This window comes from Tannerella sp. (assembly GCF_030528505.1).
Lineage (GTDB): Bacteria > Bacteroidota > Bacteroidia > Bacteroidales > Tannerellaceae > Tannerella.
In genome coordinates this window covers 1-19675 of the sequence record NZ_JAUMYS010000059.1, presented here as the reverse complement: position 1 = coordinate 19675, position 19675 = coordinate 1, and the positions used below count along the sequence as shown (strand labels likewise).

The 19675-nt window shown below is 50.4% G+C and carries 14 protein-coding genes and 1 riboswitch; of the genes, 7 read left to right on the top strand and 7 right to left on the bottom strand.

Going from position 1 to position 19675, the window contains the following annotated elements; all coding sequences use genetic code 11:
- Positions 1–447: 447 nt before the first annotated feature.
- The 3 genes from fldA to eno all read left to right on the top strand — a co-directional run bounded on the left by fldA (position 448) and on the right by eno (position 2722).
- Entirely contained in the window at positions 448–942 is a 495-nt protein-coding gene (gene fldA, locus Q4A89_RS09425) for a flavodoxin FldA (RefSeq protein ID WP_303185129.1), read from the top strand.
- A gap of 11 nt (positions 943–953) precedes the next feature.
- Positions 954–1322, top strand: coding sequence for a DUF2023 family protein (locus Q4A89_RS09420; protein WP_303185127.1), 369 nt, complete (start codon positions 954–956; stop codon positions 1320–1322).
- A 119-nt stretch (positions 1323–1441) separates the two neighbouring features.
- Positions 1442–2722, top strand: coding sequence for a phosphopyruvate hydratase (gene eno, locus Q4A89_RS09415; RefSeq protein WP_303185126.1), 1281 nt, complete (start codon positions 1442–1444; stop codon positions 2720–2722).
- 130 nt (positions 2723–2852) lie between these two features.
- Here eno and Q4A89_RS09410 read toward each other — a convergent pair whose 3' ends face one another.
- The 4 genes from Q4A89_RS09410 to Q4A89_RS09395 all read right to left on the bottom strand — a co-directional run bounded on the left by Q4A89_RS09410 (position 2853) and on the right by Q4A89_RS09395 (position 7864).
- A complete protein-coding gene (locus Q4A89_RS09410) occupies positions 2853–4235 on the bottom strand; it encodes an aldo/keto reductase (RefSeq protein ID WP_303185124.1) in 1383 nt (460 codons plus the stop codon).
- Between the two features lie 21 nt (positions 4236–4256).
- Positions 4257–5822 carry a 4Fe-4S binding protein gene (locus tag Q4A89_RS09405; RefSeq protein WP_303185122.1) on the bottom strand — a complete coding sequence of 522 codons (1566 nt, stop codon included), beginning with the start codon at positions 5820–5822 and terminating at the stop codon, positions 4257–4259.
- A gap of 178 nt (positions 5823–6000) precedes the next feature.
- Entirely contained in the window at positions 6001–6750 is a 750-nt protein-coding gene (locus tag Q4A89_RS09400) for a LytTR family DNA-binding domain-containing protein (protein WP_303185121.1), read from the bottom strand.
- 16 nt (positions 6751–6766) lie between these two features.
- Entirely contained in the window at positions 6767–7864 is a 1098-nt protein-coding gene (locus Q4A89_RS09395) for a sensor histidine kinase (RefSeq protein WP_303185120.1), read from the bottom strand.
- A gap of 373 nt (positions 7865–8237) precedes the next feature.
- Here Q4A89_RS09395 and Q4A89_RS09390 point away from each other — a divergent pair, with 373 nt between their 5' ends.
- The 4 genes from Q4A89_RS09390 to Q4A89_RS09375 all read left to right on the top strand — a co-directional run bounded on the left by Q4A89_RS09390 (position 8238) and on the right by Q4A89_RS09375 (position 14220).
- On the top strand, positions 8238–8633 hold the full coding sequence (locus tag Q4A89_RS09390) for a hypothetical protein (protein WP_303185119.1): 396 nt from the start codon (positions 8238–8240) through the stop codon (positions 8631–8633).
- A 120-nt stretch (positions 8634–8753) separates the two neighbouring features.
- Positions 8754–9629 carry a bile acid:sodium symporter family protein gene (locus Q4A89_RS09385; RefSeq protein ID WP_303185118.1) on the top strand — a complete coding sequence of 292 codons (876 nt, stop codon included), beginning with the start codon at positions 8754–8756 and terminating at the stop codon, positions 9627–9629.
- A gap of 136 nt (positions 9630–9765) precedes the next feature.
- Positions 9766–12153 (top strand): ferrous iron transport protein B, encoded by a 2388-nt coding sequence (gene feoB / locus Q4A89_RS09380; RefSeq protein WP_303185117.1) that lies wholly within the window; start codon positions 9766–9768, stop codon positions 12151–12153.
- Between the two features lie 747 nt (positions 12154–12900).
- Positions 12901–14220 (top strand): Gfo/Idh/MocA family oxidoreductase, encoded by a 1320-nt coding sequence (locus Q4A89_RS09375; RefSeq protein ID WP_303185116.1) that lies wholly within the window; start codon positions 12901–12903, stop codon positions 14218–14220.
- Between the two features lie 152 nt (positions 14221–14372).
- Here Q4A89_RS09375 and Q4A89_RS09370 read toward each other — a convergent pair whose 3' ends face one another.
- The 3 genes from Q4A89_RS09370 to Q4A89_RS09360 all read right to left on the bottom strand — a co-directional run bounded on the left by Q4A89_RS09370 (position 14373) and on the right by Q4A89_RS09360 (position 19632).
- A complete protein-coding gene (locus Q4A89_RS09370; protein WP_303185114.1) occupies positions 14373–15845 on the bottom strand; it encodes a PepSY domain-containing protein in 1473 nt (490 codons plus the stop codon).
- A gap of 125 nt (positions 15846–15970) precedes the next feature.
- On the bottom strand, positions 15971–18355 hold the full coding sequence (locus Q4A89_RS09365; RefSeq protein ID WP_303185113.1) for a TonB-dependent siderophore receptor: 2385 nt from the start codon (positions 18353–18355) through the stop codon (positions 15971–15973).
- Between the two features lie 150 nt (positions 18356–18505).
- Positions 18506–18687: riboswitch (cobalamin riboswitch) on the bottom strand.
- Positions 18688–18696: 9 nt separating this feature from the next.
- The gene (locus Q4A89_RS09360; protein ID WP_303185130.1) at positions 18697–19632 is read right to left on the bottom strand and encodes a sirohydrochlorin cobaltochelatase; all 936 of its coding nucleotides are present in this window, start codon (positions 19630–19632) and stop codon (positions 18697–18699) included.
- Between the last annotated feature and the right edge of the window lie 43 nt (positions 19633–19675).

The window sequence follows — 19675 nt, the reverse complement described above, 5'->3', positions numbered from 1 at the left end:
AACAACTCAACAATTAAAAGAAGCATAAGGGCTGAAAGCCCGATCTATTTCAGCCCCATCCCGCAAGGGTGGGGTATCGATCCCCATTCCTTGTTTGGGAGGGCTGAAAGCCTGAATTAATAGCCAGTAGTCAGGATTCAGCCAACAAATCAACAACTAAACATCTCAACAATCAAACCCCTCAACACCCGAAGGGCTGAACGCTGACCGCTGAATACTGAATGCTGCCTGACAACTAAACATCTCAACAAATCAACGCCCGAAGGGCTATAAACATCTCAACAAATCAACACCTAAACACCTCAACACCCGAAGGATTTTTCACTACTCGCAAAACGCATCCCGATTATTGGGGATAAAACGACAAAAAATCCACACAAATGGGGATTGCGGCGCACTATCGGCGACTCTAACTTTGCATGCGAAATTTAAACGATAAAAAAAGACATGGGAAAAACAGCCATTATTTACGGTTCTACGACAGGTACGACCGAAGACATTGCAGGCCGCATAGCCTCACAGATGAACATTGCGAGTGAAGACGTGTACGAAGTAGCCAAAGTCACAGCGGCCGATGTAGCCCAATATGACATGCTGCTGCTGGGTTGCTCCACGTGGGGCGCCGGCGATTTGCAGGACGACTGGTACGACGGGCTGGAAACGCTCAAACAAGCCGATCTGGCAGGTAAGAAAATCGGTCTCTTCGGTGCAGGTGATTCGTCTTCCTATTCGGATACGTTCTGCAGTGCGCTGGGCGTCATCTACGAAGGACTGAAATCGTCGGGGGCAACCTTCGTCGGACAAGTGGATCCGTCCGAATATACGTTCGACAGCTCCGAAGCCGTAGTAGACGGACAGTTCATCGGTCTGCCGATCGACGAAGAGAACGAACCGAACAAAACGGACGACCGCATCGGCCGCTGGGTAGCCTCTCTGAAATAAGACATACCGCGATGGAACGAACGGGCATGTTGCCGGCCGAGATCAGGGTCTTGCACAATCATATCTACGAATACAAGAAAGGCGTGCGAAACCTTGTGCTCTTCACCCTGAACGAGCGCTATCTGACCCTCGCACGCGAACGGCTCGAACGACAAAACATCCCTTACCTCGTCCAACGCGCAGGGAGAAACAACATCAATCTTTACTTCGGGCAGCCGGAATGTCTGGAGACGGTACGCACCTTCGTCGAGCGTCCCCTGAACCGGCTCACCCCCGAAGAAGATTTTATCCTCGGAGCGCTTCTGGGCTACAACATCTGCGAGCAATGCAAACGCTTCTGCTCAAAGAAAAAAGACGCCTGCGAAGCCGAACGGGCGTGAAGCAGACAAAAGCGTAAACGCATCGGCAAGAGTGTCCGAACACGCCGACCGGCAAAGGTTGCGGAAGTGCTTTTTTTGCCTTATATTTGTCGGCCGTAAACAATTAATGTAAAAGTAACATGAGAATAGAACAGATTACAGCCCGCGAAATATTGGATTCGCGCGGAAATCCTACGGTAGAAGTAGACATCAGACTGGAGTCGGGTATCATCGGACGTGCCAGTGTACCCTCCGGCGCATCGACCGGCGAACACGAAGCCCTCGAATTGCGCGATGGCGACAAACAACGTTATTGCGGCAAAGGCACACTCAAAGCCGTCGAGAATGTGAACAACATCATCGCCCCGGCGCTGATCGGGATGTCTTCGCTCGAACAACGCGCCATCGACCGGAAAATGCTTGAGCTCGATGGCACGAAGACGAAGTCGAAACTCGGCGCCAACGCCATCCTCGGCGTATCGCTCGCCGTAGCCAAAGCAGCAGCCAACTATCTTGACATGCCGCTCTACCGCTATATCGGCGGAACGAACACGTACGTGATGCCCGTACCGATGATGAACATCATCAACGGCGGATCGCACAGCGACGCCCCCATCGCCTTCCAGGAATTTATGATTCGCCCCGTAGGCGCACCCTCGTTCCGCGAAGGTCTGCGCATGGGTGCCGAAGTGTTCCATGCCCTGAAAAAAGTATTGCACGACCGCGGACTCAGCACGGCCGTAGGTGACGAAGGCGGATTCGCTCCCGCTCTCAACGGAACGGAAGACGCTCTCGACTCCATCATCCAAGCCATCAAAGCTGCCGGATACGAACCCGGAAAGGACGTGAAGATCGCCATGGACTGCGCCGCGTCGGAGTTCTATAAAAACGGCGTGTACGACTACAGCCTCTTCGAAGGAGAAAACGGCAAAAAACGTACGGCCGACGAACAGATCGCCTATCTCGAAGAACTGATCAACAAATATCCGATCGACTCGATCGAAGACGGTATGAGCGAAAACGACTGGGACGGATGGAAGAAACTTACCGCACGCATCGGCGACCGCTGTCAGCTGGTAGGTGACGACCTCTTCGTGACGAACGTCGAATTCCTCTCGAAAGGTATCGAAACGGCTTGCGGTAACTCAATCCTGATCAAGGTGAACCAGATCGGCTCGCTGAGCGAAACGCTCGATACGATCGAAATGGCGCACCGCCACGGATACACGACGGTTACGAGCCATCGCTCGGGCGAAACGGAAGACGCTACAATCGCCGATATTGCCGTTGCCACGAACAGCGGACAAATCAAAACCGGCTCGTTGAGCCGCAGCGACCGTATGGCTAAATACAACCAGTTGCTTCGTATCGAAGAAGAATTGGGCGCATTGGCGGTTTACGGATATAAAAGAGTGAAATAAATTTCTTTTACAAATAAATCATACTTTATGGAAAGAGCGCCTTTGTGAAAAGGCGCTTTTTTTGTGTGCTTATTTGCCGGTTCATCACGCGGAAAACGGCCTCCGGTCACTCCGTTCGACCGATACAGCACTACGCGTTGCGTCTGAGCTGTTCCACATACCGGTCGACCTTCAGCATCTCTGCCGGTATATCGAGACGCTGCGGACAGTGCGGGTTGCATTGGCCGCAAGTCGTACAACGGTCTGCCTGACGCTTCCTTTCCACCTTGCGGTCGTACCCGACCAGAAACGCATGCCTCGCTCTGCGATAATGTGCGTCGTGTATGTTATCCGAGAAATTACCTTCGTTCAGGCATTTATTATAATACGTAAAGATTCCGGGAATATCCAGCCCGTAAGGACACGGCATACAGTACTGGCACGCGTTGCACTGAATAAGCGGGTATTTCAGCATCGTCAGCGCCACCTCTTCCAGCATCGCGCGTTCCTTGTCGTTCAACGGCCGGATCGGCGAATAGGTGCGTATGTTTTCCTGTAAATGTTCCATATACGTCATGCCGCTGAGCACGGTCAGCACATCCGGTTCCGAGCCGGCGAAACGAAACGCCCAGGATGCCGTACTCGCTTCGGGGTCCATCGCCCGCAACAGCTCCGTGGAGAGGCCGTTGAGACTGGCCAGCCGTCCGCCCAGCAAGGGCTCCATGATGATGGACGGGATATTGCGTTTCTTCAACTCGCCATAAAGGTATTCGGCATTCGTGTTCGACGGATTCACTTCCTTCGCGTGTTTCCAATCGACGTAATTCAACTGGATCTGCACAAAGTCCCACTTGCATTCGTCGTGGCGCGACAGCAAATAATCGAACACTTCGATATCGCCGTGATACGAAAACCCCAGATTACGGATGCGTCCGGCATCACGTTCTTTCAGCAGGAAATCAAGCATTCCGTTGTCGAGATAGCGACCTTTGAGCGCTTCCATCCCTCCCAGCCCGATGGCGTGCAGGAGCAGGTAATCGATATAGTCTACCTGTAAATACTTGAACGAATGGTGATACATTTCGAGCGAAGCCTCCCGGCTCCATGTGTCCGGCGAGAAGTTCGAGAGCTTCGTCGCAATGAAATATTTGTCGCGCGCATGACGGCTGAGCGCAATCCCCATCGCCTGCTCCGACCTACCTTTGCAATAAGCGGGCGACGTATCGAAATAATTCACCCCGTGTTCAATGGCATAGTCCGTCAGACGGTTAACCATTTCCTGATCGATATCGTTTTCCGACTCCCGCGCGCTCTCGCTGCTCAGGGTCGGCAGGCGCATACATCCGTATCCGAGAAGCGATACCCTGTCGCCGGTATTGGGATTCGTACGGTACGTCATCCGGTCGGTCGGCACTTCGCCGATCGCTCTACGCCGTTGTTTGGGATTCGTACATCCGTAAAGCGCCGCGGTCGAAGCTGCCGTTCCGCCAAGCACCTTGATAAATTCTCTTCGATTGAGCTGATTCTTTTTCATTTTAATGACTGTTTAACATGATTAAACGGAACGATGTACTTCGTGACCGACTACGTAAATCGCACTGAAAGGGCGCGAAGGGCAAACGTATTCGCACGCGCCGCAACCGATGCAACGCTCGGTATCGACGGAAGGGAAGCGAAGTGAATCTTCGTCGTCCGGATCGGAAGCGATCATGGTGATGGCTCCGTTCGGACAATGACGCTCGCAGTTGCCACACTTCACCCCGTCACGCTTCACGATGCAATCTTCCATGACCCACACCGCATGTCCGATTTGTAACGAAGTCTTGACTTCCTGCGTGATGGGACGGATAGCGCCTGTGGGACAGACCTCGGAGCATTTCGTACACTCCGGCCGACAGTAGCCGCGGTCATATTCCATTTCGGGCTGCATGAGGGTCGTCCAATGATCGGAAGGACGAAGCACATGGTTCGGACAGGCCGATACACAGAGCTGGCATGCGGTACACTGACGCGCGAAATGGCGTGCGCTGATCGCTCCCGGAGGGGTGAGCTTCGTCACACGGTCGGGAAGCACCTTGTCTTTGATCTCCGCAAGCCCCCCGTCGACTTTCTTGTCTTGTGCCTTCACCGCCGAAGCGAGTATGACTGATGCCGTAGCGGTAAAAAAATGACGGCGTGAATGTACGCCCTCTCTCGAACGTGGTCTCGAAAGCGACTCCGACGGGGCTACCTCCATGCAGGCCACCCGATGATGCTCCGATACAAGCCCTCGCGTTTTACGCATCGGTACGAAAGCGATCGCTTTTTTACGGCAGCTGTCGATGCAGTTCATGCACGATACGCATCGACTGTAATCGACCGTATGTGCTTTCGAATCGATACACGATGCTTTGCAATTCCGTTCGCACAAACCGCACCGGTTACATTGGTCCGCATCGATCCGTATCTTGAACAACGAATAGTTCGACACGAACCCCAGCACCGTGCCGACAGGACAAATCGTATTGCAATACGTCCGTCCGTTACGCCATGCGAGCACAGCCAGCACCACCAACGTCACAAGCGGAACGGCCAACATCATTACCCCCTTATACTCTATCACATCGACGGTATAGAAGGCATAACTGTCTATCCGTTCGGCAAAATGGGCCAGCAGGTTATTGCCCGCCCGGTAAACGGGAGCCAACAACCCGTTTACGATACGTCCGTAAGCGCTGTAAGGTGAGAGCAACGATACGAAAGCCCTCGCAACACCAGCCCCGACAACGAACGAACTGACGGAAAAAGCTCCGACAAAAAGCGCCAACACCGTATAACGCAACCACGAAAGCGCCGGTGAATAGCGGAACCGGCGTTTGTTGAATCGCCCGGAGATCCGTGAAATCACGTCTTGAAAGATACCAAGCGGACAGACAATCGAACAATAGACACGCCCGAAAAGGAGTGTCAACACAATCAACGCAAGAATTACGCCGATATTCAACGCGAGCACAGCCGGCCAGAATTGAATTTTTGCCAGCCAACCGAATACATAACGGGCTGTACCCGTAAAATCAAGAAAGAGTAACGTGGCCGAGACGATACAGACAACGGCGAACGCGACTCTGGTTTTTCGTAGCATAGCCTAATGATTTACTAAATTGTTCGTACAAATAAATTTCTGTTACAAAGATAAAACATAAACGGTCGAATCGTTTCTTTTTTCCGTAAAAACGAAAAATACGGTTTTATCACGAAACACAATCCAAAGGCGTTTTACGGCAAAACCTCCTGAAGAAATCAATGCAGGACGGTAGAAACTACCCGACCATCCACTTTTTAAAGTCCGACGCGCGATTTTTACTCACGTAAAGACGTTCCGGCATCTGTGCGTCCAACGTGACCAACAAACGACTGTCGAACCAGACCGTGATGTTCGTCACGCTCTCACGCGCAATGATGAATTGCTTGTTGGCACGGAAAAACACGTCGGGATTCAGGTGTTGCATCATGCTGTCGAGCGTTTTGGCATACGGATAAATCTTGCCGTCTCTCAAATGGACTGTCGTATTGCTCTCGGTCGTATAGAAAAACGAAACGTCCGAAAGCGTGACCGGAACGAGCTTATCCTTCACCGGAATCAGGATTTTCTGGATGTATTTCCCCGTCGGGGTCAATTGCGCCTGCTGAGTGATGTATTCGCGCATGTCGCGCTTCGTCAGTTTGCGAAACTTTTCCAGAGCGCGTCTCAAGGCTTCCGTATCGACAGGTTTCAGAATGTAATCGATGCTGTTGACCCGAAAAGCATCGAGGGCATACTCGTCGTAGGCCGTCGTAAAAATAATGGGTGTCTCGACGGTAATCATCTGAAAAATATGGAATGCCGACCCGTCCGAGAGATGGATATCCATGAATATCAGGTCGGGCGCATCGTGCGTTTGCAGCCATTTAACCGTCTGGCTGACACTTTCCGTCACCCCCTTCACTTCAAGGGTATCGTCGATCTCGCTCAGTATCTTCTTCAGGTTTTCACTGGCCGCCGTTTCGTCTTCAACAATTAACACTTTCATGGCTTATACAATGTTTTTAGCTCAACGGTAAAATAACGGTAAACGTATCGTCCGTCTTTTCGATACGAATATCTTTGTGCACCATCAACTGGTAGCGTGCGCTCAGGTTCGTCAATCCGGTGCCGTTCGTGACGGGCTTTTCCAGCTTCGGATAGATGGGATTGGATACGGTCAGTACCGTTTCGCCCGAATCGCTGTCGCTTCGGGTAGCGATAACCATGCGTATCTTATGCTCGCTGTCGATCGCGTTATGTACTACAGCATTATCGACGAGCGGGAGAAGCGACAGCACCGGCAATTTCATGGTTGTGGCAGACTCATCCACCCGGATGTCGAACGTCAGTTTATCGGCAAAACGGACTTCGAGCAGATAACGGAACGAGTCAAGAAAGTTCAACTCTTCGCTTAGCGTTACGAGCCCTTTCTTGTCACTCTGCAAGATGAAACGGAATACGTTCGAGAGTTTGTTCACAAATTCCAGCGTCCGCTCTTTGTCGTCGCTTCGGACAAGATACGTCAAGCCGTTGAGCGAGTTAAAGAAGAAATGCGGATTGATCTGGTTGGCCAACGCGTCGCAACGACTTTGCAGCGTTTCTCTTTTCAACCGCTCAATCTCCAGCTCCTTCTCACGCTGTACGGAATACAACGCCGTTGCGTAACCGATGAGCACACACAACACACAGGCCACGACAAACTGAAACAGCAAGTGGATAGTGAAACAATCGATATGTTTCTTGATCGATAACGAAGTCAAAATATAGAGTCCGTAAGCCAACGCCGTAACAACGGCCGTCAGGAAGATACGTCGGGCGAAAACAGGCTGTTTGATTTTTTTGATGTTGATAATCAGCAGTACCCAGATGGTAATGCTAAAAAACAAGTAGCGAAAAACGAAAAAAAGCCAGTAACCGGTCAAACTTTCGAAACAGACGTGTTTGATGTTCATGGTATGTACAGGCACCTGCATCGCACCTCCACCTTCCCCTGCACTTTGTACATGCCTGGGGATATCCCACGGTATCTGGGCGATATTCGGATAAATGATAAAAACGCCCATTAATAAACCGAACAGGAGTAGCGCCTGTACCGAAGTGAATTTTTTTATTGTAAACATGATGGTATTTCTTTGTTTGCAAAGATATGAAAATATTTCGCCCGTTTTTCCCAAACACAAGGTACGATAAACCGCCTTTTTTTCGTCTTTGGCGCCACCTTTTTCGTCTTTGCCCGAAAAATGTATCGTGCAGGAGCATTTCTTTCTATTGTATGATTCAAAACATTACAGTTCTCCATGGGAATTACCGAGCGCCCACTGACCGTTCCTTTTTCGTAATCATCCCCCTTTTTTTCGTGATGCTGAGAAATCGGAAACAAACGCATCGTTTTCGCCCCATCTTTGCATCGTAAATAAAACGACAGCCGGGTTTCGTCCCGATAGTCTTTGAAGAATAACAAAAAAGAATATGAATAATAAAATGGATAGAGTTATGAAACGTTTGAGTTTGGTTGTTACAACCTTGTTAGTAAGTGTAACCATGAGTTTTGCGGGAAACAAGCCTTCGGATCAGGTTCCTGTGGTTATTGATATGACACAGTTGAGTCGCTATTTACAGTTGGATGCGCAACAAGTAAAAGAAGTGACCGAAATAAACGATTATTTTATCGAGATGCAACGGAAAAGCCTGACCTATTCCAATAAGGACTTGCGGGAAAAGAGAATGGAGCAGGCCATTTACGGCAATCTGAAACTGATGAAGGAGACATTGACCGGAGATCAGTACAGAAGCTACCTCGGGTTATTGAATCTGACGTACAATAACCGCATCAAGATGCTTCGCGCAGATAGCTTGCAGGATACGTATTGGGTCAATCAAACCGATTGACCGAATTAAATTAAAGATTGTGAGAAGTCCGGGCTTGTGAAAGTCCGGACTTTTTTGTATCCGCAAAATTTTATTCCCCTCGCAGCTTGCATTATCTTTGTGGCCAAAATTAATGAAGAGATGAATGCAATTTGGATCGTACTGCCGATTCTTTCCCTGTTAATGTTCAATTTGGGTCTCACACTCGAGTGGAAAGATTTCCTGCTGTTCCGCCGACGCCCGCGCGCCGTCTTTACTGGATTAGTCGGACAGATCATTGTTCTTCCGGCACTTGCCATGATGCTGGGCTGGGCGTTTCGTCTGCCTCCACTGTTCTTCATCGGACTGGTACTTATCGCCTGCTCGCCGGGAGGCAGTTCGTCCAATATTTTTTCCATGCTTGCCAAAGGAGATGTGGCCCTGTCGGTCACATTAACGGCTTTGAGTAGCGTCATCACCCTGTTCACCCTACCGTTTATCATGGGATTGGCCGTATATATGGCCGGTGGCGAAAGCATCGACGTGCATTTGCCTGTAAGAGGACTGATCATCCAGAATCTCTTACTGATGTTGCTTCCGATTGCGGCTGGGATATTCGTCAGACGACGTTCTCCGTCAGCCGCCATCGCGATTGACCGGGCACTGTCGCGGATTGCGTTCCCCGCGCTGATTCTCTTGGCAACCCTCTTCTTTGTGCAGCACCGGGAGACGATTCGCGAACATATCGGTTTGCTCGGGGCGTGCATCACGTCGATGATCTTGCTTGCCGCCTTCGCCGGAGCGGGACTGGCACGATCCATGCAACTGCGAAAACGCGAACGGCGCACCATCATCATCGAAGTAGGCATGCAAAATGCGGCGCAAGGCATCGCCGTTGCCACCAGCCCGATTATCTTCAACAACGATCTGATAGCCGTGCCGTCTATCATCTATGCCCTGCTGATGAATGTGATCCTGCTGATTTACGTCGGCGGGCTGAAACGGCTCGATCATCAGCCGGCCTTTGAAAAAAAGTAGCATAACCGGAATTCCTTTTCTGCCCATCATCGTGTGAGAACCTCTTACCTCGTACCTCCTTCACATACCCCCAATAATGGGGATTGACAGAGTAGAAAAAACAACTTATTTTTGCCTTGCAAAAATAAAGGAGAAAATGAAATTATCGGACTTACATAATGGCGAATCGGGGATGATCGTACGGGTTACGGGGCATGGCGCTTTCCGGCGACGCATCATCGAAATGGGTTTTGTACGCGGTCAGCACGTGACATCGGTGCTCGACTCTCCGCTGAACGACCCGGTGAAATATTCCGTAATGGGATACGAAGTCTCGCTTCGGCGCAGCGAGGCAGCTATGATTGAAGTGCTTTCGGAAGAAGAAGCGGAGAAAGCCTTTGAAGAAACGAAAGATGTACATCGTACGAATGGTGTGGCCGACCATGAAACGACCGTGACACACAACGGATCACCATCTGCAACCCGTCACAAGAACGAAATTCGTATCGCGCTGGTGGGCAATCCGAACAGCGGTAAAACATCGCTCTTCAATGTGCTATCCGGAGGGCGTGAACATGTGGGTAATTACAGCGGCGTCACCGTCGCAGCCAAGAGCGGACACTTCACATACAACGGTTATAAATTCAACATCACCGACTTACCCGGCACTTATTCACTCTCTCCCTACTCGCCCGAAGAGCGTTACGTCCGACAGCATATTTTCGACAATCAGCCCGATGTGATTATCAATGTCGTCTCGGCGTCAAACCTCGAACGCAACCTTTACCTCACAACTGAGCTCATCGACTTGAGCCAGCCCGTGGTTGTTGCTCTGAATATGTACGACGAACTTACTAACAGCGGTGCTACGCTCGATTACCCTCACTTCGGTGCGATGATTGGTATCCCTATGGCCCCAACCGTTGCTAAGAACGGTAAAGGACTCGATAAATTGCTGGATACCGTAATCGACGTCTTCGAGAATCGGAGTACGATCCAGCGTCAGATACGGATCAATTACGGCACAGCCATCGAGGCGGAACTCGACAAACTTTCGACAAAGATGCAAGCGGCCGACGACCTGCCGTATCAGTTTCCTCCCCGTTACTGGGCGTTAAAGATGTTGGAAGACGACAGCGAGGCCGAACGTATGCTCGGTCATTGTGCGAACTACGCCGCATGGAAAGATGCGGCCGACCACGCAAAGACACGGCTCAAACGTCAGCTGAACGACGATATGGAGGCGACCGTAATCGATTTCAAATACGGCTTTATTGCCGGTGCTTTGCAGGAGGTTTATACACCGGGCAATCAAGACACACATCGTAAGACGGGCTTTATCGACCGCTTGGTGGCCAACCGATGGTTGGGCTTCCCCATCTTTATCTTCCTGATGTGGCTCACATTCATGACTACGTTCTGGCTGGGCGCTTTCCCGCAAGAGTGGATCGAAACAGGATTCGCCAGCCTCGGCGAATGGATCACCTCCTCCATGGCAGACGGAGCATTGAAGGATTTACTCGTGAACGGCATCATCGGCGGAGTAGGCAGTGTGGCCGTTTTTCTGCCGAACATTCTGGTGCTGTATCTCTTCATCTCCCTGATGGAAGATTCGGGCTACATGGCGCGCGCGGCATTTATCATGGATCGCATCATGCACCGGATGGGATTACACGGCAAATCATTTATCCCTTTGCTGATGGGATTCGGATGTAATGTACCGGCCATCCTGGCCACACGCACGATCGAGAGCCACAGCAGCCGGTTGATCACAATCCTGATTAACCCCTTCATGTCATGCAGTGCTCGACTCCCTGTTTATCTTCTGCTGGCAGGAACGTTCTTCCCGAACAGTGCCGGAACTATACTCGTCCTACTTTATTTCTTCGGTATCGGAGTAGCCGTAGTCACGGCGCGATTGCTTCGTCGGGGAGTATTCAAAGCCGACGAAACGCCTTTTGTGATGGAGCTTCCTCCGTATCGTATGCCTACCCTACGTGCGACACTCAGACACATGTGGGATAAAGGCGAGCAATACCTGCGAAAGATCGGAGGCGTTGTGCTTGTGGCGTCGGTGATCATCTGGTTTTTGAGCTATTATCCGCGTCCGTCGGCCGATGTGCCCGCTGTCGCTGAAACCGAAGTAGCCGATTCACAACAATACGAGAACTCATACCTCGGACGGTTAGGGAAATTCTGCGAACCGATCGTGCACCCGCTCGGTCTGAACTGGAAGGCAGCCATCGCCCTGATCTCCGGCTCTCCGGCCAAAGAGGTAATCGTTAGTACGCTCGGCGTACTGTATAGTAATGAAGACGAAACGACGCTCTCCAGCACGTTGCTCGCCTCGGGCGATTTCACGCCACGCTCGGCACTCGCGTTCCTCGTGTTCGTCCTGCTCTATTTTCCGTGCATCGCTTCGATTGCAGCGATTGCCAAAGAAACAGGAAGTCGAAAATGGGCGGTATTCTCCATGATTTACAACACGAGTATCGCATGGATAGCGGCTTTTGCCATCTATCACCTGGCAGGAATCTTCTTTTAATTGAAGAATCCTGCTTCTCAAAAAGTGCTATTTTGAAATATAAAAGAGAACAGCCCCGCTGAAGCGAGGCTAAACATTGGGTGCGAGCCGCCCGAAGCGTGACACGCCCCTATTTCTTTCAATACAAAGGTGGATTTATTCTAACTTCTGCACAGAATTGTTCTGATTCAAGTCTGACTTTTTTCAGCAACAAACGCTTTTGACGTAATCGCTTTTACTCTATACAAGAGATATAAGAGTGTCAATGTTTACTCGCGGAAACGAACAAGGTGTATACATGATCCCTCACCCTTGCGGAATGAGGCTGAAATAATTCGGGCTTTCAGCCCTTATGCTCCCTTTAATTGTTTAGATGTTGATTTGTTGAGTTGAACGCTAAACAACAAACACCTAAACGGCTAAATGTCCGAAGGACTGACCGCTGATTGTTGAAAAAGCCCTGAAAGGGCGAGATCATTCAGCCCAATGCGAAGCGTTGGACAAAAACGGAAAAACACTCCGCCGAAGGGCTGAAAACCTGACTTTTTATGAAACAAAAAGTTTATCGGAGAGGAATGATTCTTTTTATCTCTCTTTGAAAAGTCTTTTTTCGACTGTAAACAGAGAGGTATTCCATCTGAAAAGACTGCCTGCAGAAAAACAGCATGGCGGACTATCGATTTTTTCTTTTTATTCGCTGCGTAGTTGAAATTATTAGCTAACTTCGCAAAGTTTTAAAAAAGTTATATCAAACAACATCTAAACATCATGAGTAATCGATTTACAAGAAGACAATTTCTGAAAACGGCAGCTCTCGGAGCTGCGGGAATCGCTGTTTTTCCTCAGTTTATCACATCGTGCAAGGACAAACAAACAACCTCCGGCGACGGAATTATCCGGATTGGATTCATCGGATTGGGTCAACAAGCCATGTACCTACTCAATGGATATATGAGTATTCCCGACGTGCGGGTAGTTGCCGGTGCCGATGTATATGGAGTGAAAAGAGAACGTTTCCTCAAGAGGGTAAAAGAACATTACGCCAATCAACAGGAAGAAGTGGCGGTGGAAGTCTTCGAAAATTACAAAGATTTGCTGGCGCGCGAGGAGATCGACGCGGTTGTCATCGCTTCGCCCGATCACTGGCATGCCTTTATGGCCATCGACGCCTGCAAAGCCAAGAAACATATTTATCTGGAGAAACCCCTTACGTTCACGATTCATGAAGGCAAAATGCTGGTGAAAGCCGTCCGCGAAAACGGAGTGATTTTGGGCGTGGGCAGCCAGCAACGTTCCGATCCGAATTTCCAACATGCCGTGAAGATGGTTCAGGAAGGTAAAATCGGTAAAATAGAACGGGTGAATGCCTATGTGGGCGCTCCTCCCAAGCCGTATGATTTGCCCGAAGAGTCTGTTCCGGCCGATCTGAACTGGCCGTTGTGGCTGGGTCCGTCGGAGTACGTACACTACAACGCGGAGCTTAACCCGCCGATCTCGCTCGATCCCGAGCAGAACGAACAGTTCTGGGGCGGTTGGCGCTGGTACAGCGAACTGGGCGGAGGATTTACCACCGACTGGGGGGCTCACATGTTCGACATTGCCCAATGGGGATTGGGTATGGACAAGAGCGGACCGGTTGAAATTATTCCGGCCGGATACGAAGATACAAAGTTCCTGACCTACAAATACGCCAACGGTGTAATCATGACGGAAGAGCCTTTCAACGAAAAACAGACGAAAGGAGTGAAATTCTGGGGCGACAAGGGTTGGATTGAAGTGTCGAGAGAGCATTTCCTCGCGTCGGACGACAGTCTGTTGCCGCCTAAAACGGAGGAGAGCGAAGGGGCTTACGAAACGAAGATTCCTCACCTTGCCAATTTCATCGAAGCCGTAAAAACGAAAACCGATCCGGTCGTTCCGGTAGAGATCGGCCATCGCTCGTGCACGGTCTGCACGCTCGGAAACATCGCCTACGAAATGAAGCGTCCGATTCAATGGGATCCGGAAGCCGAAAAGTTTGTAAACGATCCGGAAGCCGAGGCCAACCGGCTGTTCCACAAAACGTATTCGGAAGGTTATACGCTTTAACACATAACAAGGTCATCCCGAAAAAGCATTACCGGCTGATAAAAAGAGAAATGCCGGAGTACTTCAAGAGGCTGTGCCCAAACATTACGTTTTGGAAACAGCCTCTCTTTTTTCGTTAATGGCTTCTTTTGCCGTCGTCTTCGCGGCTCACGTTATTTATGCCCGACGGAACGCCTTGCCCTGCGCCGGAAGAGACGCACGATATATTTTATTCCCAGTACCACGCCGCTCAATGATACGAACGTGCCGCCGAGCAGCAGTGTCCACATCACCGTCGTCCACAGTACGGGATTCTCTGTCAGAAACTTGAAACGCAGCGCATGCAGAGCGGAATACATCCAAAAACGTGCCCGACGACGCGTATTGTATTCGCGCAAACGGCCATCAGACGGTGTGATGTAGTAACAGCTCCGGTCTTCATTTTCGACACTGACTTTCCAGACGGGCAGCTCCAACCTACGCTTACGGTCAAGGTAATACGTGTCGTACTCGTTCAGTTGTTCGGTGAGGATGACGGCATCATCGCCGTGAATCCTGCGTACGGCCTCGGTGGCCTGCGCTTCCGTCAAGGCAAGCGGTTGAGCCGTCGTGGCGTCGATCGTCAGCCGTTCGGCTCCGGAGAGCACGATTTCATACGTGGGCAAGCCGAAGAAGTGTGACCAGCGTATCTCGGTGATACGTCCGTCGTACTGACTGATCAGCGCCTTATAATCGAGCGGATAAGCAGCAGACGACGGCGCCAGAGCTTCCATCGTCTGACGCATAGGATATTTTTGATGCTCTTTCACGAGCCATTCGGGAGGGTCGGTAAGCGACATCATCCCACTGAACGCCCACGTCAGGGCAAAGAGTCCGAAAAGAATTCCCGTGACGTGATGCCAGTAATACCATTTCTTCTTATACGGGAACCATTTCTTTTTCCGCCGGCGCGACTTCGCACTGACGTAAATACCTGCATAGAGACCGGCTATGACCATGATGGAGCCGATGCCCGAAAGCCAAATAACGGTTTTGATCCACAATTCGCGGTCTTGCCTTAGCAACGTAAAGTAGACCCAGTGAGGCACCGCACCGACCCATGCCCAAAGGCGCTCGGAGCGCGTCGTATATTGCAGCACCTCACCGCTGCGCGACGAGATGTAGAGCTCGGTGCCGTCGTTGTCGGCAAAATGAAACTTATAAATGGGAAACTCCTCCTTCAGTCGTCCGAAAGGTATCCACTGATCTAAAGCACGAAGCGAATCGATGCGGCTGACGGGAGCGTTGCACCAGAGCGCGGCCACACGAGCGATATATGCTCCTTCGATGACAGGCAGTTGCTCGGCGCTGTCGGCGGGCAGACGGAACATCTCCTTGCCGCTGCGAATCTCGTAAACGGTCTGTCCGAGATAACGGCTGACCGACAGTTCGTCGATTGTACAAGTGTCGGGCAAGCGTCGCGCCAGCTCATCGACCGAAGGCAGATCGGTACCGAGCGGCTCCAGCTTGGCCGCTTTCTCGTCGCGACCGGCCGACGGAAACCCGTGATAAATCATCACGATACCCGACACGAACCACACGAAAAACAAGACGCTGAGCAACGTGCCCAGCACCCGGTGAATGGAAAACATAATACGTGAAAACATGGTGTTTGAATTATGATATGAATGAAATAAACGAAGAAGCGGCTGTGTCGGAGAAAAAAGAATCTCTTCGACGCCGCTTCTTCCTCTTAGAGAAAAGAATGGATTATGCGCTTTATTTTATTCATTTAAAATGAATACGAGGCTGAAAGCAGGAAATTACGCGGCATGCTGGGCACAAACTGGTTGCCGAGCGACTGGTTGAAATAATCCTGATCGAACAGATTGTTCACATTCAATCCCAAACGAACGTTATTCCTCATCTGGTACGAAAGGCCTGCATTGGCCAGCCAGAAAGCATCGAACGATGTCGTATTGTCGGCATTGCGGAAAACCTTATCCTGATACGTCACGTCGAAGTTTACTCCCCAACCTTTCAGCACGTCGTCGGCCACTTCATAGTCGCCATAGACATAGAACGTATGTTTGGGAATGCGGGCATATTGTTTTCCTTTCAGACGGTCGCTTTCGAGGTACGGATTATCGGCGATCTCACGCACACGCGCGTCGGTATAACCGTATCCGGCCGTCAGTGACATTCCGGTGATCGGCTTGTACGTTAGCTCGACATCAAAACCTTTCGAATCCATACGACCAACCTGTCCCAGAATCTCTTTCCCTAAAGTATCGCCTTTGACAATATCGCCTTTGTTTCCCAACGTATATTGGATATTCTTTTTGTTGATATAGAAAAGGCTGACATTGGCTTCAAGTTTCTCGCCCAACGCGTAGCGCGCACCTGCTTCGATCTGGAAGCCCTGCTCGGGATCGAATACTTTGCCGTTTTTCGTAGGGAAGAATTCTTTACCGTGACGGTCGTAGTAGCGTACATCGTCGCGGTAGAAGCTGACAATCGGTTTGAAGTACGAACCGATCGACGCATAGAGCGAAAGCTGGTCGGCCGGCAGATAAACAGCTCCGATACGATACGTGAACGCGCCGGTCGTTACACGACTGAAAAGCGTATCGTTCGGCATGTCGTAGCTACGTTGCCCGTTGAGGGTCGGTACACCGGCCGCACGCTTATAGCTGTACAAGTCGTAACGTGCCGCGAGCAACACTTTCAGTTTGTCACTGAATTCAACCAAGTCTTGCAGGTAGAACCCGTGCATTTGGGTACGTTGAACGGATACTTTACCGAAATTGGTTTCCATCCAGCCGATGCTGTGCGGATTATGCACGGTACCCCGTCCCGTCAGACCGGGTCCGTAAACATTCTTTCCCAAATCGTAGCCGCTGTATGTGTCACGAATCAGCGCGATCAGCGAATATCCCGCCAAATAATTGTGCTTAATCGTTCCGGTCGAAAACTTTCCGTTCAACTCCAACTGATTGTTGTATGTCTGCGCCATGTGCGAAAAACGCAACGGGAAATTATAACGAATCGAATCGAGCGAAATATATCTTTTCCGCATTTCACCCTTGTAGTCTTTGTTTTTATTTTTTTTGTCGAAATACAGATAATTATAGTAATGCTTGTAGATCGGTTTATCACTCGTCAGGTAGACCAGGTCTTCGGTACCGAAATAGTCGATATCGTCGTTCGTGTACGAGAACTTATTCATCAGTTTGGCGGCGTCGCTAAACGTATGTTTCCACATAAGCGAAGCGTTGAAGTTACGGTTATACATAAAGTCAGACTCACTGTTATAACGCGCCTTGCGATCTAACCCCGGCAACATATCGCCTTTGCTGAGGTACTTCGAATTATCGGACGTCTTGTAAATATCGGCAGGCATTACATCGGGCAGACCGATTTCGGTGGGATAATAGTCGCGGTGAGCGGCGATACGAATATCCAGCTCGTCGGCCTCAGTCAGCTTACCGCCCAAGGCCAGATAGCCCGACAAGCGGTGCATGGCATTATCGCGCCACCCTTCCTGCGTCTGATAATTGAAGTTCGCGAAGTAATTGAGCGGCCCTGCGAGTTTGCCTCCGAAACCAAGCGTCGTTTGCAGATTGTAATAACTGCCATATGCGATGCGCGCGTCGACTTTTTGCTTTTCAGAAGGAGCCTTACGGACAATGTTAAGCACACCGCCCACAGCCGACTGTCCGTAAAGCACCGATGCCGGCCCTTTGAGCAGTTCGATGCTCTCGATCGACGAGAGGTCCATGAACGGATACGAATTGTTGATCGATGACCGCTCGTCGCGTACGCCGTCGACCATCACGATGGAGTGGTCGAAACCACGGATCGAAATCTGTTGAAACGCACCGTACGAAGTCTGTACCCTCACGCCGGGCAAGAAACGCACCGCATCCTGAATGTTGCGGATACCGCGGTTTTCGAGCACCTTCGAAGGCAAACTGTTCGTCGATACCGGCAAGAAAGACGAAGGAACGTCGAGTTTCATCACGGACACTTTCTTTCGCAGTGCCCCCGTTACCGAAACTTCGTCGAGATGAAAGGTGGTGTCTTGAAAGTTTGTGTAACCTTTTTGTTCTTGTGCCTGCGCGGTACACAAAGCACCGGAGAGCACAACACATAACGTAATACTTTTGATTCTCATAAAACTAATACTATTAAAATAACTGTTTTCTTTTATTCTGCATAGCATAGCTTCGGTGTGTGGCGTCGAATGGTGAAGAATACGAAGTGTAGTCCGGCACACGTAGCGGACGCATTTTTTTCCTCATTCGCTTTTCTACCCGAAAGCTATCTGATGTTATATTTGTACGGCAGGTCTTCTGACTTGTTCCCGAAAACGAACCTTCCCGGCTTGATGGCCAGTGGTATCCTTCGTTTTCGTTGGTTGCGGAACTTACAGCTGCGGGGACAGTTCCGGATTTACACCGGATTCCCTTTTAAGCAATCGCTTGCACCGATACAAACGTTTTTTTTATAGGCTCTCTATTCGTCGTGCCGGTATTCGTACCCGGGCGTCGCATAGATTTTTTTTCTTTCTACGATGTCCGTCATCTTATGATGCAGACTGAAGCGGATATGATCGATAAATACGGCACGAATACCGTCATATTCTCCCAATCCTTTCATTTTCGTTTCTACCTGAAACCCTTTGGATTCAAGTTCTTCTTTCATATCGCCGGCAATGTCGTTCTTGGCATGGTCGCCGGCTACGAACATGAGCGGACATAATACCACACGTTCGGCCCCGCTCTTCTTGATCCGCGCTTCGGTATCGGAAAGCATCGGGTAGCCTTCGAGCGTCACGACGAAATGATGCTCGTGTCCTTCGGCCTTCATCACATCGCCCAGCATGGCGTACTGTGCCGTGGCGGGCATATACGTTCCGTGACCGACCCATACGACAGCCCGCCCCTTCTCCGACGCGGAGCCGCCGAGCGTGGCAGCTACTGTCCGGTAATCATCGGGAGCGTACAACAACGGCGTCCCTACGCGAATATCCTTAAAATCGGCCGATACGCCGGCTACCTCGCGACGCAGGGCTTCCATTTCAACGCCTTCGATCAGCGTCGTAGGCTGTACGATCACGTGTGTGTAACCGTGTCTTTTCAACCAGTCGAGCTCTTCGAGCGGAGTCTTTTTTGCAATGTCTCTTTTGGCGAGACGTTGAATCACTGTGCGTGACGTATACGCTTCGCGCACCTTAAAATCGGGAAACGTTTCCTGAACCTGCGCCGTCAGACGGTCGATCGTCAGAGCACGTGTGTCGTCATGCGTCGTACCGAAATAAACCATTACGATCGCCGCCTTGTCGTTTTCCGACATCGTTTTCAGCATGTCCGAATGAACGAAGTTCCTTCCCTCATGCGCCTTGCATATACTCATTACCATAAGCATACCCATTATTAAATACGTTTTCATCATCTTTCTGATTTTATAAGTGAAAAATTAAAAGTGAATAGTG